The sequence below is a fragment of the Leifsonia aquatica H1aii genome (assembly GCF_000633535.1).
GTDB classification, from domain to species: Bacteria; Actinomycetota; Actinomycetes; order Actinomycetales; family Microbacteriaceae; genus Leifsonia; species Leifsonia aquatica_A.
Genome location: NZ_AYMR01000018.1, coordinates 282,534 through 298,409 on the forward strand (window position 1 = coordinate 282,534; position 15,876 = coordinate 298,409).

At 71.0% G+C, this 15,876-nt stretch carries 15 protein-coding genes; 12 read left to right on the forward strand and 3 right to left on the reverse strand.

Going from position 1 to position 15,876, the window contains the following annotated elements:
• Positions 1-76: 76 nt before the first annotated feature.
• The 3 genes from gndA to U870_RS0117255 form a co-directional block, all read right to left on the reverse strand.
• A complete protein-coding gene (gndA, locus tag U870_RS0117245) occupies positions 77-1,534 on the reverse strand; it encodes an NADP-dependent phosphogluconate dehydrogenase (protein WP_025158622.1) in 1,458 nt (485 codons plus the stop codon).
• Between the two features lie 104 nt (positions 1,535-1,638).
• Positions 1,639-3,060 carry a glucuronate isomerase gene (gene uxaC, locus U870_RS0117250; RefSeq protein ID WP_025158623.1) on the reverse strand — a complete coding sequence of 474 codons (1,422 nt, stop codon included), beginning with the start codon at positions 3,058-3,060 and terminating at the stop codon, positions 1,639-1,641.
• On the reverse strand, positions 3,057-4,091 hold the full coding sequence (locus U870_RS0117255) for a LacI family DNA-binding transcriptional regulator (RefSeq protein WP_025158624.1): 1,035 nt from the start codon (positions 4,089-4,091) through the stop codon (positions 3,057-3,059). Before U870_RS0117255 ends, uxaC begins: the two co-directional genes overlap by 4 nt.
• A 141-nt stretch (positions 4,092-4,232) precedes the next feature.
• Between U870_RS0117255 and U870_RS0117260 the strand changes: the two genes are divergently transcribed.
• From U870_RS0117260 to U870_RS0117315, 12 genes are all read left to right on the forward strand, one after another.
• Positions 4,233-5,588, forward strand: coding sequence for an ABC transporter substrate-binding protein (locus tag U870_RS0117260; RefSeq protein ID WP_025158625.1), 1,356 nt, complete (start codon positions 4,233-4,235; stop codon positions 5,586-5,588).
• Between the two features lie 12 nt (positions 5,589-5,600).
• Positions 5,601-6,608 carry a carbohydrate ABC transporter permease gene (locus U870_RS0117265; protein ID WP_025158626.1) on the forward strand — a complete coding sequence of 336 codons (1,008 nt, stop codon included), beginning with the start codon at positions 5,601-5,603 and terminating at the stop codon, positions 6,606-6,608.
• Entirely contained in the window at positions 6,605-7,477 is an 873-nt protein-coding gene (locus U870_RS0117270; protein ID WP_025158627.1) for a carbohydrate ABC transporter permease, read from the forward strand. The genes U870_RS0117265 and U870_RS0117270 overlap by 4 nt, the downstream gene beginning before the upstream one ends.
• Positions 7,474-8,331: a sugar phosphate isomerase/epimerase family protein gene (locus U870_RS0117275; protein WP_025158628.1), complete on the forward strand. Its 858-nt coding sequence runs from the start codon at positions 7,474-7,476 to the stop codon at positions 8,329-8,331. Before U870_RS0117270 ends, U870_RS0117275 begins: the two co-directional genes overlap by 4 nt.
• Positions 8,328-9,470, forward strand: a complete 1,143-nt coding sequence (locus U870_RS0117280) for a Gfo/Idh/MocA family protein (RefSeq protein ID WP_029947778.1) — start codon at positions 8,328-8,330, stop codon at positions 9,468-9,470. Before U870_RS0117275 ends, U870_RS0117280 begins: the two co-directional genes overlap by 4 nt.
• 3 nt (positions 9,471-9,473) lie before the next feature.
• Complete coding sequence (locus tag U870_RS0117285) at positions 9,474-10,343, forward strand: sugar phosphate isomerase/epimerase family protein (RefSeq protein ID WP_025158629.1); 870 nt, start codon at positions 9,474-9,476, stop codon at positions 10,341-10,343.
• Positions 10,340-11,791: a mannitol dehydrogenase family protein gene (locus tag U870_RS0117290; protein WP_025158630.1), complete on the forward strand. Its 1,452-nt coding sequence runs from the start codon at positions 10,340-10,342 to the stop codon at positions 11,789-11,791. The genes U870_RS0117285 and U870_RS0117290 overlap by 4 nt, the downstream gene beginning before the upstream one ends.
• Positions 11,792-11,852: 61 nt before the next feature.
• On the forward strand, positions 11,853-13,112 hold the full coding sequence (manD, locus tag U870_RS0117295) for a D-mannonate dehydratase ManD (RefSeq protein ID WP_025158631.1): 1,260 nt from the start codon (positions 11,853-11,855) through the stop codon (positions 13,110-13,112).
• A 14-nt stretch (positions 13,113-13,126) separates the two neighbouring features.
• Positions 13,127-13,633 carry a gluconokinase gene (locus U870_RS0117300; RefSeq protein WP_025158632.1) on the forward strand — a complete coding sequence of 169 codons (507 nt, stop codon included), beginning with the start codon at positions 13,127-13,129 and terminating at the stop codon, positions 13,631-13,633.
• 180 nt (positions 13,634-13,813) lie between these two features.
• The gene (locus U870_RS0117305; protein ID WP_025158633.1) at positions 13,814-14,422 is read left to right on the forward strand and encodes a 50S ribosomal protein L25/general stress protein Ctc; all 609 of its coding nucleotides are present in this window, start codon (positions 13,814-13,816) and stop codon (positions 14,420-14,422) included.
• Positions 14,423-14,431: 9 nt separating this feature from the next.
• Entirely contained in the window at positions 14,432-15,031 is a 600-nt protein-coding gene (pth, locus tag U870_RS0117310) for an aminoacyl-tRNA hydrolase (RefSeq protein WP_029947779.1), read from the forward strand.
• Positions 15,032-15,153: 122 nt separating this feature from the next.
• Positions 15,154-15,858: an alpha/beta fold hydrolase gene (locus tag U870_RS0117315; protein WP_025158635.1), complete on the forward strand. Its 705-nt coding sequence runs from the start codon at positions 15,154-15,156 to the stop codon at positions 15,856-15,858.
• Positions 15,859-15,876: the final 18 nt, after the last annotated feature.

A 15,876-nucleotide genomic window follows, 5' to 3' on the forward strand; every position in this document is an offset into this window, starting at 1 on the left:
CGCCCCCCGAGTACAGGAAAAGTGCTCCGAATCGTGCGGATTCGGAGCACTTTCCTGTACTCGGAGGTTCAGCGCGTCAGTGGCTGGAGCCCTCGGACTCGATCTCGGTGCGGTCGGCGGACCACAGGGTGTGGAAGGTGCCGTCGGTGTCGACGCGCTTGTAGGTGTGCGCTCCGAAGAAGTCGCGCTGGCCCTGCACCAGGGCGGCGGGGAGGCGCTTCACGGCGAGCGAGTCGTAGTACGACAGGGCGGCGCCGAAGCCGGGCACCGGGACGCCGGAGAGGGCGGCGGTGGCGACGATGCGGCGCCAGGCGGCCTCGCCCTCGCGCACCGCGTCGGCGAAGTACGGCGCCTCGAGCAGGGTCGCGATGTCGGGGTTCTCGTCGTAGGCGTCGGCGATGCGGTTGAGGAACTGGGCGCGGATGATGCATCCGCCGCGCCAGATCTTCGCGATCTTGTCCTTGTTGATGCTCCAGCCGTACTTCTCGGCGCCGGCGATGATCGCGTCGAAGCCCTGCGCGTACGCGACGACCTTGGACGCGTAGAGCGCCTTGGAGACGTCGTCGGCGAACGCCTGCACGTCGTCGGCCTTCTGCACCTCCGGGCGCGACCGGATGGTCGCCTGCACGGCGGCGCGCTGGTTCGGCTTGGACGAGACGGCGCGGGCGAACACGGCCTCCGCGATGCCGCCGACCGGGACGCCGAGGTCGAGCGCGTTCTGCACGGTCCACACGCCGGTGCCCTTGGACCCGGCCTGGTCGAGGACGATGTCCACGAACGGCTTGCCGGTCTTCGCGTCCACCTGGCGGAGCACCTCCGCGGTGATCTCGATCAGGTACGACTCGAGGTAGCCCTGGTTCCACTCGCCGAACACGTCGGCGATCTGTGCCGGCTCCAGCCCGCCGACCGTGCGCAGCAGGTCGTACGCCTCGGCGATGAGCTGCATGTCGGCGTACTCGATGCCGTTGTGGATCATCTTGACGAAGTGGCCGGCTCCGTCGGTTCCGACGTGGGTGACGCACGGCTCGCCCTCGGCGACGGCGGCGATGGACGACAGGATGGGGCCGAGGGTCTCGTAGGACTCGGCGGAGCCGCCGGGCATGATCGAGGGGCCCTTCAGCGCGCCCTCCTCGCCACCGGAGATGCCGGCGCCGACGAAGTGGATGCCCGTCTCCGAGATGCGCTTCTCGCGGGCGATGGTGTCCTGGAAGTTGGCGTTGCCGCCGTCGACGATGATGTCGCCCGGCTCGAACCGCTCGGCGAGCTGGTCGATGACCGCGTCGGTGCCCGCACCGGCCTGGACCATGATGATCGCCGTGCGCGGCTTCGCCAGCGACGCCACGAAGTCGTCGATCGACTCGGACGCGACGAAACCGGCCTCCGGGTGCTCGGTGATCAGCTCGTCGGTGCGGGCGTAGGTGCGGTTGTACACCGCGACCGTGTTGCCGTCGCGCGAGGCGAGGTTGCGGGCCAGGTTCGAGCCCATCACCGCCAGGCCGACGACTCCGATGTTGGCGGTTGCTTCCTGTGACACGTGGTGCTCCTTCATAGATGCCGTCATGGCGGGGCCTCCGCCACGACGGGGTGAGGTCGGGGGGTCAGCTCTCCCGCGGGTGGCAAGAATCGAGCAATGCCCGTCTAGCCTATCCCGAGCCGGAAGGTGGCCCGCGGGATCTCGTCGACCAGCCGGTGCATGAGTCCGTGGGCGTCCTCCTCGGTGAGCTGGTGGGTGAGCACCAGGGACGCGAGGTACGACGCGTCCACCCGGCGGGACATGTCGTGGCGGGCCGGGATGGAGCAGTACGCCCGGGTGTCGTCGATGAAGCCGCTGGTCTTGACGAAGCCGGCGCTGTCGGTGATCGCCTGCCGGTAGCGCAGGATCGCGGCGGGGGTGTCGATGAACCACCACGGTGCCCCGGCGTAGACGCTCGGATAGAACCCCGCCAGCGGGGCGATCTCGCGCGAGAAGGTCGTCTCGTCGACCGTGAAGAGCACCAGCCGGAAGGTGCTGCTGGTGCCGAAGTCGCGCAGGATCGGGGTCAGCGGCGTGGTGAATGCGCCCACCGCGGGGAGGTCGTGGCCGGTGTCCGGGCCGTAAGCGTCGAGGGTGGGGCTGTGGTGGTTGCGGATCACCCCGGGGTGCAGTTGCATCACCAGGCCGTCCTCGGCCGACATCTCTGCGAGCCGGTAGAGCAGGTTGCGCCGGTAGGCGACGGCCTCCCCGCCGGTCAGCTCCCCGCGGAGCGCGGCGCGGTGGATGCGCGACGCCTCGTCCGCGGTGAGCGGCTCGCTGCCGGTGTCGACGACGCCGGTGTCGGTGGCGGTGCCGCCGGCCGCGATGAAGGCCTGACGGCGGGCGCGCAGCGCGGCGAGCAGGCCGGGGTAGCTGGACGTGTCGAGGTCCGCGCGGGCGGCCAGCGCCTCCAGCTTCGCACGCCAGGTCGGCTCGTCCGGGTGCATGTAGCGATCGGCGCGGAAGGTCGGCACGACCCGGCCGCCGAAGGTCGGGTCGTCGCGCAGCCGCTGGTGGGCGGCGAGGTCGTCGGCGGGATCGTCTGTGGTCGCCAGCACGGAGATGCGGAACCGCTCGAACAGCGCCCGTGGTCGGAACTCGGGGCGGCGCAGTGCGTCGGAGAGCTGGTCGTAGAGGGCGTCCGCCGTCGCCGGCGACGGCTGCTCGGTGAGGCCGAACACGTCGCTGAACTCGGACTCGAACCAGAACCGAACGGGTGTGCCGAGGAACACGTCCCAGTGCGCGCACAGCGTGCGCCAGATCTCCCGGCCGGAGACGGTCCGCGCCGCGCCGCGCCGCGCGAGCCCGAGCGCGTCCAGCGGCACACCGACCGCGTGCAGCATCCGGGTGACGTAGTGGTCGGGGGTGATCAGCAGCGCGGCGGGATCCCCGAAGGGCTCGTCGTCGGCGAGCACGCCCGCCGGGACGTGCCCGTGCGGCGAGACGATCGGCACGTCGGCCACCGAGGCGTGTAGGCTCCGCGCGAGCGCGCGCTCGGCCGGATCGACGGGGAACAGGCGATCGGGGTGCGGGGCGAGTGCGGTCATCGGTGTCCTTTCTGCGCCCGTGCCGGTCCGGTGGAGGACCGCACGGTGAGGTGCGTGGGCAGCGTCGCGCTCTGCCGCACGCCGCGGGTGTCCGCGTCGTCGAGCCGGGAGAGCAGCATCGACACCGCGGTGCGGCCGGCCTGCTCGATCGGCGCGGTGAGGGTGGTGAGCGGAGGGTTGCAGAAGTCGGCGCCGAAGATGTCGTCGCACCCGACGATGCTCACGTCGCCCGGCACGTCGACGCCGCGCTCGCGGAAGCGGGCGAGCATCCCGATGGCGAGCAGATCGTTGAAGGCGACGCACGCGGTGGCGCCGGCGTTGAGGACCGCGTCGGCCGCCGCGGCGCCTGCGTACTGGCGCGGGGCGAAGGGACCGATGCGCGTCGCCGTGATGCCGTGCCGGGCCGCTGCCCTGCCCATCGCGCGCCAGCGTCCCGCGTTCGACCACGAGCTCTCCGGGCCGGAGACGTAGCAGAGTTCCGTGTGGCCCAGGGAGACGAGGTGCTCGACGGCCTGCTCGATCCCGTTCGGGGTGTCGATGAAGATGTGCGGCACGCCCCGGGTCTGCCGGTTGATGGCGACCAGGGGCATCTCGGCGGCCAGGGTGGTCAGCCGGCGGTCGGTGAGTCGGGAGGCGGCGAGGATCACGCCGTCGAAGGAGCGGCGCAGCTTGTGCAGCATGCCGTCCTCGAGTTCGTCCGACTCCTCGGTGTCGACGAGGATCTGCGTGTAGCCCGCGGCTCGCAGCTGCTGCTGGGTCCCGCGGATGATGCCGAAGTAGAACGGGTTGGTGACGTCGGAGACGAGCACCACGACGGCCCGGGTCCGGCCACTGGTGAGCGCACGCGCCTGCGTGTTGGGCACGTAGTCGAGCGCCCGTGCCGCCGCCTCCACCCGGGCGCGGGTGAGGGCGTTCACACGACCCGGGTTCGAGAGCGCGCGGGAGGCCGTGGAGGTGGCGACCCCGCTGGCCGCCGCCACGTCCGCGAGGGTCACAGGGCGCTCGGGCCCCGCTCCGGCGAGAGGCTGCATGCCGATATCAGAACACATCATGGCAATAAGTGGCAATCGGTTGCTGTGCCGGTGCACTCCTGCCTAGAGTCCTCAGAAATCACCTCCCCGCATCGGCGGGGATGCCGACACTCATATCCCTGTCTCAAAGGAGAGTCACGAATGAGATCACGGAACGCGCTCGGCGCGATCGCCGGACTGGCCGCCGTCGCCTTGGCCCTCGCAGGCTGCTCCTCCGCGGGGAGCTCGTCCTCCGCAGGCGGGAAGGTCGACGGCACAGGCAAGAAGCTCAGCGTCATGATCGCGGCCAACGGGCTCTACCCCACCGAGCAGAAGAAGTGGTTCGAGGAGGTCTCCGCCCAGTTCCACAAGGAGACCGGCGCGACCGTGTCGTTCGAGACCTTCGCCTCGGCGAACGACGAGCTGACCAAGATCCAGACCTCCGTGCTCAGCGGTCAGGGTCCGGACGTCTACGACCTCGGCACGACCTTCACCCCGACGGCCTACTCCACGGGCGCGTTCGTCACGCTCACCGAGGCCGACTGGGAGAAGGTCGGCGGGCGCGACCGGTTCGTGCCGGCGACGCTGGGCATCTCGGGACCCGACGCGAAGCACGAGGTCGGCATCCCGTTCGCCAGCCGTCCGTTCGTCATGGCCTACAACAAGGATCTGCTCGCCGCCGCGGGGATCGACAAGCCGGCGGACACCTGGGACGGACTCGCCGAGCAGGCGAAGACCCTCACCCGCGGTGACGTCCACGGTCTGGCCATCGGCTACGCCGACAGCTTCGACCCGTGGAAGTTCGTCTGGGCGATGGCGATGCAGCAGGGCAATCCGATCCTCGACCTGGACAGCAAGAAGGCCACGATCGACGACCCGGCGGTGAAGAAGGCGTACGAGGCCTACTTCGGTTGGCTGACCGACGACAAGGTCGTCGACCCGGCCGCGATCGGCTGGAAGAACGCCAACGCGGTCGCCGCGTTCGCCGAGGGCAAGGCAGCGTTCCTGCCGATGGTCTCGTCGTCGTCGCAGGTGTCCCTCGACGGTTCGAGCGTCGCAGGCAGATACGGCTACGCGGTGATGCCCACGATCCCACCGGGGTCGAACGCTCTTCCGAACGGCGGCACGGCGGCGGCGACCATCATCTCCGGCGACAACATGGTGGTGGCGAAGTACTCGAAGAACCAGGACCTCGCCTTCGCGCTGATCAAGATGCTCACCAGCACCGAGAACCAGGTTGCGTACACCAAGACGTTCGGCGATCTGCCCACCAACGCCGACGCGGCGAAGCAGATCGAGACCGGCAACGAGCTCATCGCGCCGATCCTCGAGGCCGGGACCAAGGCGTACGGCACGCCTTTCACGGGGGCGTGGGGCGACACCCAGCTCGCTCTGACCAATGTGGTCGTGCAGTCCATCCCGTCGATGTCGAACGGTTCCGTGTCGTCCGCCGACCTCGATGCCAAGCTCGCGACCGCGCAGAACGCCGCACAGAGCGCGTTGAGCAAGGCGAAGTAGCCGGTCCGGATCATGACCGATTCCCTTCTGGCCGCGCCCGGCAGCTCGAGCGGCCACGATGACGGTTCGTCCGCGGGGTCCGCCCCCGCGGACGGCCACCGGGTCAGCCCGCCGGCACGCGGGCCGCGTCGGCGCCGCACCTCCGAGCGCAACCGACCGCTCTGGATGCTCCTGCCAGGCGGCGTCCTGATGCTCCTGATCATCGTGGTGCCGTTGCTCGTCGCGGCGATGATGTCCACTCTCGACCTCGATCAGTACACACTCCAGAGCTGGCTGCAGGCACCGTTCATCGGCATCCAGAACTACATCGAAGCGATCGCCGCGTCGTCCCTGCTGCGCTCGATCGGGATCAGCGTGTCGTTCGCACTCATCGCCGCCGTGGTGACGATGCCGATCGGGATCGCGGCCGCGCTCGCCACGCAGAACGCGTTCCGCGGCCGTGCGCTGGTCCGTTCGCTCTTCCTCATCCCGTACGTGCTTCCGGCCTTCGTGGTCGGCACCCTCTGGCGCACCATGCTCCAGCCCGGCGGAGTGGTGGACGCGACGCTCGGCGCCGTCGGCATCCAGCCGGGGCTGTTCCTCAACGGTCCGCTGAGCTACTGGTCCCTGATCATCGTGCAGATCTGGACGTCGTGGCCGTTCTTCTACCTGCTCGTGCTGGCCGGGCTGCAATCGGTCGATCATGAGGTGCACGAGGCCGCGGCGATCGACGGGGCGACCTGGGGGAGCAAGCTCCGCTCGGTGATCCTGCCCTACCTGCGCGGGCCGATCCTGCTCGCGCTCATCATCGCGTTCCTGCACAACATCAACGCGTTCACCCTGCCGTTCGTGCTGTTCGGCGTCCCCGCACCGCAGGACGTCGACGTGCTGCCGGTGCTCACCTATGTCACGAGCTTCCAGAGCTTCCGCTTCGGACTGAGCGCTGCGATGGCGATCTGCTCGCTGGTGCTGATCGCGATCCCGCTCTTCGTCTACCTGCGGGCTGTGCGGCTCGACACGGGAGAGGAGGGGAAGCGATGAGCACCACCACCTCGTCGGCCGACATCACCCGGCTGCTCCCGCGCCCGCTGATCGTCGGGATCATCACGGTGCTGCTCGCGGTGGTGCTCGGGCCGGTCCTCTACATGGTGCTCGCGTCGATCAACTCGGACGTCTCGGTCGCCGGTGGTGCGTTCCTCCCCGTCGAGCTGCACCTCGACAACTACGTCAAAGTGTGGTCGACGGTCGACCTCGGCACCGGGCTGATGAACAGCGTGATCGTCTGCGGCGCCGTCGCGATCGTCTGCGCGTTCCTCGCCGTCGCGACCGCATACGTGCTCGTCCGCTACGAGTTCCGCGGCCGGCTGACCTTCCTGCGCGCTCTGCTCGGGCTGCAATCGATCCCCGGCACGCTCATGCTGCTGCCGGTGTTCGTGCTCTTCTCCTCGACGGCGAGCCTGCTCGGTGTGCAGATCATCGGCACCCGGTGGGCGGTGTTCGTCACCTATCTGACGTTCGCCCTGCCGTTCTCGACCTGGGTGATGGTCACCTACCTGCGTGGCCTGCCCCGGGCACTCGAGGAGGCGGCACGGATCGACGGTGCGTCGTCCTGGCGCATCCTGCGCTCGATCGTCGTGCCGCTCAGCTGGCCGGGCATCGTCGTCTCGGGCATCTTCGCGTTCCTGCTCGGGTGGAACGACGTCCTGTTCGCGTCGGTGCTGACCGACCCGGAGTCCCGGACGGCCGCCGTCGCCCTGCAGGTGTTCGGCGCGACGCAGGAGGGTGGCGCGATCCCGCTCTACGGGCAGATGATGGCGGCATCGCTCATCTGCGCCGTTCCGGTGGTCGTGCTGTACCTCGTATTCCAGCGCTACCTGGTCGGTGGCCTGACCTCTGGAGGAGTGAAATGAGCACGAACGCTCAGAGAACGGTGGACTGGACCCTCTCCGGGTTCGGCGACGAGATCGACCAGGATCCGGTGGTCCAGGTCGCAGTGTTGCAGGCGCTCGGGGCGGAGCACCTCGAGGTGCGCAGCGCCTGGGGGGTGAACGTGGTCGACCTGTCCGACGAACAGCTCGACCGGCTCGCCGGGATCCTGACGGAGCGCGGGATGGGCGTCTCCGCCGTGGCCTCGCCGATCGGCAAGGTGGACGTGACGCTCCCGGTCGCGCACGAGGTCGAGCGGCTGCGGCGCGTCATCGCGGTGGCCGACCGGCTCGGGTCGCGGTACATCCGGGTCTTCTCGTTCTATCGCGCCGCGGGCGTCCCGGTCGAGAGCATCCGCGACGAGGTGCTGGTCCGCATGCGGGCGCTCGCCGAGACGGCGGAGGCCGCGGGAGTGGTGCTGCTGCACGAGAACGAGAAGGACATCTACGGGGACATCCACGCGCGCTGCCTCGACATCGTCGAGAGCGTCGCCTCGCCCGCCCTGCGGCTGGCCTGGGACAGCGCGAACTTCGTCCAGGTCGGCGTCGGCCGCCCGTTCGACGACGGGTACGCGGCGCTGCGCCCGCACCTGGAGTACCTCCAGGTGAAGGACGCGTTGAGAGCCACGGGCGCGGTCGTGCCGGCTGGGGAGGGCGATGGTCAGGTGGCCGAGACACTCGCCGCGCTCCGCGACGACGGCTATGCCGGCTTCGCCTCACTCGAGCCGCACCTCGCGGACGTGAATACCCTGGGCGGCTTCTCCGGGCCGGAGGAATTCGGCCGCGCCGCCCGGGCCCTGCGCACCCTCACCGACCGGATCGGAGTGACCCTCGTATGACGACCCCGCGCACCGTGGCCATCGTCGGCTGCGGCATCATCGGCCTCAACCACGCCCGGGCGATCGCCCGGCACCCCGGACTGGAGATCGGCGCCCTGGTGGACGCCGTCCCCGCCGCCGCGAGCGCGCTGGCGGACCAGATCGTGTCCGAACTCGGGGTGCGACGCCCGACCGAGCACACCAGCCTGACGGGGGCCCTCGCCGAAGCGTCCGTCGACCTGGTCGTGATCTGCACCCCGAGCGGGCTGCACGTGCAGCTCGCGGAGGAGGCGCTCGCCGCGGGCACGCATGTCGTGATCGAGAAGCCGCTCGATGTGTCGATGACGCGCGCTCGACGCATCCTGGAGCTGTCCCGGCAGGCGGAGCGCGACGGGCTGGTCGTCTCGGTGATCAGCCAGCATCGCTTCGACCCGGCCTCCGTCGTCGTCGCCGACGCCGCCCGCGGCGGCGCGTTCGGACGCGTGACGAGCGGCATCGCATCCGTGGCGTGGTGGCGCAGCCAGGACTACTACGACTCCGGCCAGTGGCGCGGCACGTGGGAGCTCGACGGCGGCGGAGCCGTGATGAACCAGGGCGTCCACACCGTCGACCTGCTGGTCTGGTTTCTCGGCCGCCCGGTCGAGGTGATCGCGCAGACGGCCCTGCTCGCCCATGAACGGGTCGAGATCGAGGACATCGCCGTCGCGACGGTGCGTTTCGCATCGGGTGCCCTCGCCGTGATCCACGCGACGACGGCGGCCTATCCGGGGGGGTCGGTGCGCATCCAGGTGCATGGCGACCGTGGCTCGGCGATCATCGAGGACGACCAGCTCGAGTACTTCGCCGTCGCCGGACCGGACGGGTTCGACCCGAGCGGCGCTGCGGTGGCCAACCGGGCCGTGGAGGTCGTGGACCCCGCCGAGGTGCGTGGCGCGGCCCGGGCGGCTGACCGCTTCGTCGTGGGGCATCTGCGCCAGTACGTGGACGTGGTGGAGGCCATCGAGCACAAGCGGCCGCCCGGGGTCACCGTCGAGGACGCCTTCGTCTCGCTCGCCCTGGTGCGCGCCATCTACCTGTCGGCCTCGCTGGGCCGGCCGATCACGTTCGACGAGGTGCTCGGCGGAGCCCTCGACGACACCGCCCTCACGACGGGAGCCTGACGCATGAAGTTCTCCGTGTTCACCGCATCCACCCCCGAGTGGACGCCCGCCGAGGCGGTGCAGACCCTCGCCGCCCAGGGCTGGGACGGGATCGAATGGCGCGTCGTCGACCAGGACGCCGCGGGCACGCCGGGGTTCTGGGCGGGCAACCGCGCGACCGTGCCGCTCACCGGACTCGAGGAGGCGCTGCCGGAACTCGCCCGCCTCACCGCGGATGCCGGGCTGGAGTTCTCCGGCATCGGCGGCTACGTCCGCTGCGACGACCACGCGGGCGTCGACCGGATGCTCGCCGCGACCGCCGCCCTCGGCGCACGGCAGGTGCGCATCACGATGCCGCGCACCGACTCCGGCGAGTACCGCGCGCTGTTCGCCGCCGCACGCACGGATGTCGAGCGGGCCGCAGAGCGCGCCGGTGAGCTGGGCGTGAAGGCACTCATCGAACTGCACCACGAGACGATCACGGCGTCGGCCTCCGCCGCGTTCCGCCTGGTCGACGGCATCGACCCGGCGACCGTCGGCGTCATCCACGACCTCGGCAACCTCGTGATCGAGGGGCAGGAGGCGCCGCTGGCGGCGTTCCAGCTGCTGGGACCCTATCTCGCGCACATCCACGTCAAGAACGCGGCATGGCGGGCGGGGGAGCGGGCGGCCGACGGCACCGTGCACTGGCGGCACGAGTGGGCACCCCTGCGCACAGGGGTCGCCGACGTGGCCGCGTACCTCGGAGCGCTGCACGCGTTCGGCTACGACGGCTGGGTGACGGCGGAGGACTTCTCGACGGAACGCCCGCTGGCCGAACGGACCCGCGACAACCTCGCCTACCTCCGCGAGGTCGAGGAGCGCACCCGCTCACGGGCGGCGGTGGACGCATGACGAGCCCGCCGCGCTCGACGCGCCACCCGGTCCGCATCGTCCACCTGGGAGTGGGGGCGTTCCACCGTGCCCACCAGGCCTGGTACACCCAGCGCGCGAACGACGCGCACGGTGCGAACGACGCGCACGGAGCGAACGACGGCGGGTGGGGGATCGCGGCGTTCACCGGCCGGAGTGCGGAGGCGGCCCGCGTCCTCGCCGCGCAGGACGCGGTCTACACCCTCATCGAGCGCGGCCCGGTCGCCGATGCGGCGACGATCGTCGACGCGCTCAGCACGGTCGCCGACGGCGGCGATGCGCGCCGCTGGCGTGCCGCGGTCGCCGACCCGGCCGTCGCGGTCGTCACGCTCACCGTGACCGAGGCGGGCTACCGGCCCGCGGAGGCCGCGCGGGACACCGACCGCGCCGCACTCCGCGCCGGGGCCGCTGCCGGGAAGGGGGCCGTGACGGCCGCCGTGTCCGCCCCCGGTCGGCTGGTCGACGGTCTGCGCGCCCGCCGGGAGGCCGGAGCCGGCGGCCTCGCGATCGTGAGCTGCGACAACCTCCCCGGCAACGGGGAGATCACCCGGACCGCCGTGCTCGGACTCGCGCGCGAGGTCGACGCCGGGCTGGCCGCCTGGATCGACGCCGAGGTCTCGTTCGTCTCCTCGATGGTCGACCGCATCGCACCGGCCGCCACCGACGCCGACCGCGTCGTCGCCGAGCGGCTCACCGGGTTCGCGGACCAGGCGCCCGTCGTCACCGAGCCGTTCTCGGAGTGGGTGCTGAGCGGGGAGTTCCCGGCGGGCCGGCCGGACTGGGAGGTCGCGGGTGCGCAGTTCGTCGACGACGTCGTCCCGTACGAGCAGCGCAAGCTGTGGCTTCTGAACGCCGGGCACTCCCTGCTCGCCTATCGCGGGCTGCTCCGCGGTCACGACACCGTGGCCGACGCGATGGCGGATGACGCCGTCACCGTCGAACTCGAGCAGCTCTGGGCGGAGGCGCGCACCGAGCTGCCGTTCGACGGGGCGACCGTGGACCCCTTCCTCGCAGCATTGCGCGAGCGCTTCACGAACGCGCGCATCGAGCACCGGCTGGCGCAGATCGCGGCAGACGGCTCGCAGAAGCTCGGCCCGCGCGTCCTCGACCCCTTGCGCTCGCGCCGGGCGGCCGGTCGTCCGCCGGGCGAGGCGGAGGTCGGCGTGCTCGCCGCGTGGGCGGTGCACGTCCGCGCGACGGCCCGCGCCGCGGACGGTCCCGGGGCAGGCGGCGCACCCGCCCCGGTGCGCGACATCCTGGGGGCGGCGCTCGTCGAGCGGTTCGGCGCGGCGCCGGACGACGCCGCGCTCGCCGCCGCCGCCCTGGCCGCCGTGGCCCCCGACCTGGCGGCGGACGCCCCGATCGTCGCCCTCCTCCAGCGCCGGATCGCCGAGGCACGCGCCGGCCTCCGCCCGACTCCCGCGCGCTGAGACCGCCGACCCGGCGTCACCCCGACCCCCCTCGACCACCGCTACCGACAGGAGCACCCTCATGCGAATCACCTCGGCCGACGTGCTGATCTCGAGCCCCGGACGCAACTTCGTGACGCTGCGGATCACGACCGACGACGGCATCGTCGGACTCGGCGACGCCACCCTCAACGGGCGCGAGCTCGCCGTCGCCGCCTACCTAGGCGAGCACGTGGTGCCGCTGCTGATCGGACGCGACGCGCACCGGATCGAGGACACCTGGCAGTACCTCTACCGCGGGGCGTACTGGCGGCGCGGGCCCGTCACCATGGCGGCCATCGCGGCCGTCGACACCGCGCTCTGGGACATCAAGGCGAAGGCCGCCGGGCTGCCGCTCTACCAACTCCTCGGCGGGCGCAGCCGCACCGGGTGCCTGGTCTACGGGCACGCCTCCGGAGCGGAGCTGCCGGAGCTGTTCGACTCCATCCGTGCCCACCAGGAACAGGGCTACCGCGCGATCCGCGTCCAGACCGGGGTGCCGGGTCTCGGCTCGGTGTACGGCGTCGCCTCGTCGGCGAACGCGGCCGCCGGCTCCACGGGCGGCGCGGGCGGCACGACCTCCCGCTACGACCACGAGCCCGCGCGGCGCAGCGCCGTCCCCGTCGAGGAGCAGTGGGACACCCGGGCCTACCTCCGCCACATCCCGAGGGTGTTCGAGGCGGTCCGCAACGAGTTCGGCCCGGAGCTGCCGCTGCTGCACGACGCCCACCACCGGCTCACCCCGATCCAGGCCGCGCAGCTGGGCAAGTCGCTGGAACCGTACGATCTGTTCTGGCTGGAGGACGTCACCCCGGCCGAGAACCAGGCCGCGCTGCGCCGCGTGCGCGAGCACACGACGACGCCGCTGGCCATCGGCGAGGTGTTCAACACGATCTGGGACTACCGCGAGCTCTTCGAGGAGCAGCTGATCGACTACGTCCGCAGCCCCGTCACCCACGCGGGCGGGATCACCGGGCTGCGGCGCATCCTCGACTATGCGGCGGTCTACCAGATCAAGTCCGGCGTGCATGGACCGACCGATGTCTCGCCGGTCGGACTGGCCGCGGCCGTGCATCTCGGCGTCGCGATCCCGAACTTCGGCATCCAGGAGTACATGCGGCACAGCACCGACACCCACGAGGTGTTCCGCACGGACTACACCTTCGCCGACGGGATGCTCCTGCCCGGCGAGACGCCCGGCCTCGGGGTGGACTACGACGAGGTCGCGGCGGACGCCTTCCCCTATCAGGCGGCATACTTGCCGGTGAACCGTCTTCTCGACGGTTCGATGCACGATTGGTGAGCGACGGAGGACACGTGGGCCGACCTCGGATCGTCGTCATGGGGGTCTCCGGCTCCGGCAAGAGCACGGTGGGCCGGCGCGCGGCGGAGGCGCTGGGAGCGGTGTTCGTGGACGGCGACGACCTCCATCCCGCGGCGAACGTGGCGAAGATGGCCTCGGGCGTGCCGCTCACCGATGAGGATCGCGCGCCCTGGCTCGACGCGGTCGGTCGTGTGCTCGCCGATGCGGGGCCCGAGGGGATGGTCGTCGCCTGCTCCGCGCTGAAGCGCGCGTACCGCGACCGCATCCGTGCTCTCGCGCCGGCCACCCTGTTCGCCGAGCTGGACGGGACGGTCGAGTTGCTCGCCGAGCGGGTCACCGGCCGCCCCGGGCACTTCATGCCGCCGTCGCTGCTCGCCTCCCAGCTGGCGACCCTCGAACCGGTCGAGGCGGACGAGCGGGGGATGCGTCTGGACGTCGCGGAGTCGCCCGACCTGCTGGCCGCGACGATCGCGGACCGCGTCCGGGCAGAATTCCGCTAGACTGGGCCACTGAACTTCGGCGAGGGAAGCGGACGGTGCTCCGTCGGCTTCCGTGATCGACGCGGTGGAGCAGGCTACGCAGTCTTTCCTCGCGCACCTCGATGCGCTCGAGTCGACAATCCCACACTGCGAGCGCTGCTCGCCCCGATCCGCCGGCTTCGCGCCGGCAAGGAGAACATCATGGCTGACGAGTCCAACAAGGTCGTCGCAGAGGTCCGCGACAGCTTCGGCAAGGGTGCGGCCCGCAAGATCCGCGCCGCCGGCAAGATCCCCGCCGTCATCTACGGCCACGGCACCGACCCCCAGCACGTGACCGTGCCGGCGCACCAGGTCGGCCTCATCCTGCGCAAGGCGAACGCGGTCCTCGAGCTCGACATCGACGGCACGGACCAGCTCGTCCTCGTCAAGGACGTCCAGAAGGACCCGGTGCTCCAGATCATCGAGCACCTCGACCTCATCGTCATCAAGAGCGGCGAGAAGGTCTCCGTCGAGGTCCCCGTGCACGTGCAGGGCGAGCCCTACCCGGGCACCATCGCGGTGCTCGAGGTCAACACCCTCCGTCTCGAGGTGGAGGCCACCCACATCCCCGAGAACATCGTTCTCGACGTCGAGGGCGCCGCCGAGGGCACGCAGTTCCACGCCAAGGACTTCACCCTGCCGAAGGGTGCCGCCCTGGCCGAGGACGAGGACCTCCTCATCCTCAACGTCCTGGTCCCGGCCGCCGCGCGCGCCGACGACGAGGAGACCGCCGAGACTGCGGAGACCGCTGCCGCCGAGTCCGCGGAGTAGTCACTCCCGATGGAATCCTCCCGTCCCCTGGACGGACCCTGGCTCGTAGTCGGGCTCGGCAACCCCGGGCCCGGCTACGCCGCCACGCGTCACAACGTGGGTCAGATGGTGCTCGACGAGCTCGCCGCGCGCGGCGGACTCACCTTCAAGACCCACAAGACGAACGCCACGGTCGCCGAAGGGCGTCTGACGCCCGGTGGTCCGCGTTTCGTCCTGGCCAAGCCCAACACATACATGAACGTGTCCGGTGGCCCGGTCGCGCAGCTCCTGCGCTTCTACTCGCTCGACCCGTCGCGCCTGATCGTGGTGCACGACGAACTGGACATCCCGTTCGACACCGTCCGCCTGAAGTCGGGCGGCGGCCACGGCGGCCACAACGGCGTCCGCGACATCATCGCGGCGACCGGGACCGGTGACTTCACCCGGGTGCGTGTCGGCGTGGGCCGGCCCCCGGGCTCGCAGGCCGCCGCGGACCACGTGCTCAAGGCGTTCGGCGCCGAGGAGCGCAAGAACCTGCCGATCCTGATCGGGGACGCCGCCGACGCGGTCGAGCAGATCGCGGGAGACGGCCTGACCGCCGCCCAGAACCGCTTCCACGCCGGGCGCTGACCCCGACTCACGTGGTCCGCATGGCGGGTAGGGGCGCCTCTATCGCGTCATGTGGCCCACATCGGCTTGCGGTCAGCCCTCGTCCAGTCCGCGCACAGCGCGGAGACGTACCGTGATGCGTCATGGAGTTGTTCACGCGCGAGTGGGGCCACGGAGACCGGTACGCGGTCCTGGTCCACGGCGTGATGTCGGACTCCCGCAACTGGCGCCGGGTCGGACCGGCGCTGGCCGAACGCGGCTACCACGTGATCGCCGTCGACCTGCGCGGGCACGGGCACAGCCCGCGCAGCGGCGAGTACTCCGCCGAACTCATGGCGCAGGACATCGTCGACACCGTCCCGGCCGAACCGGAGCTCGTGATGGGTCATTCCCTGGGCGGGCTCACGGTGAGCCTCGCCGTCGAGCGGCTGCGCCCGCGCCGCGTCGTGTACGTGGACCCGGCCTTCTCCTGCCCGGCCGCGAACTGGTTCCAGCGGATGCTCGCCCCTGCCTTCCTCCGGACCCTGGCGCGGCAGTCCGCCGCGCGCATCGCCAAACGCAATCCCCGGTGGGACCCCGCGGATGTCGCCGTCGAGGTCGAGACCTTCCGCGCCTTCGACCGGGCGGCCATCCCGACCGTGCTCGCTCCGAGTGTCATGCGGGCGCCGACGACCATGATGGTGCCCTCGCTCGTCATGCTCGCGGACAACTCCCGCCTGGTGAAGCCGGAGGCCGCCGACGGTCTGCGCGACGCCGGCTTCGACGTCCGGGTGGTCCCCGGTTCCGGGCACGTCATCAACCGCGACGACCACGACGGCTTCATGCGAGCCCTCGACGGCTGGATCTGACCTCCATCCGCAAGCCCC

Bases quoted from the DNA above. Each gene is read 5' to 3' on its own strand.
- uxaC (WP_025158623.1), bottom strand. From the start codon at position 3,060: ATGACCGCACTCGCCCCGCACCCCGATCGCCTGTTCCCCGTCGATCCG.
- U870_RS0117255 (WP_025158624.1), bottom strand. From the start codon at position 4,091: ATGCAGCCTCTCGCCGGAGCGGGGCCCGAGCGCCCTGTGACCCTCGCG.
- U870_RS0117260 (WP_025158625.1), top strand. From the start codon at position 4,233: ATGAGATCACGGAACGCGCTCGGCGCGATCGCCGGACTGGCCGCCGTC.
- U870_RS0117265 (WP_025158626.1), top strand. From the start codon at position 5,601: ATGACCGATTCCCTTCTGGCCGCGCCCGGCAGCTCGAGCGGCCACGAT.
- U870_RS0117270 (WP_025158627.1), top strand. From the start codon at position 6,605: ATGAGCACCACCACCTCGTCGGCCGACATCACCCGGCTGCTCCCGCGC.
- U870_RS0117275 (WP_025158628.1), top strand. From the start codon at position 7,474: ATGAGCACGAACGCTCAGAGAACGGTGGACTGGACCCTCTCCGGGTTC.
- U870_RS0117280 (WP_029947778.1), top strand. From the start codon at position 8,328: ATGACGACCCCGCGCACCGTGGCCATCGTCGGCTGCGGCATCATCGGC.
- U870_RS0117285 (WP_025158629.1), top strand. From the start codon at position 9,474: ATGAAGTTCTCCGTGTTCACCGCATCCACCCCCGAGTGGACGCCCGCC.
- U870_RS0117290 (WP_025158630.1), top strand. From the start codon at position 10,340: ATGACGAGCCCGCCGCGCTCGACGCGCCACCCGGTCCGCATCGTCCAC.
- manD (WP_025158631.1), top strand. From the start codon at position 11,853: ATGCGAATCACCTCGGCCGACGTGCTGATCTCGAGCCCCGGACGCAAC.
- U870_RS0117305 (WP_025158633.1), top strand. From the start codon at position 13,814: ATGGCTGACGAGTCCAACAAGGTCGTCGCAGAGGTCCGCGACAGCTTC.
- pth (WP_029947779.1), top strand. From the start codon at position 14,432: ATGGAATCCTCCCGTCCCCTGGACGGACCCTGGCTCGTAGTCGGGCTC.
- U870_RS0117315 (WP_025158635.1), top strand. From the start codon at position 15,154: ATGGAGTTGTTCACGCGCGAGTGGGGCCACGGAGACCGGTACGCGGTC.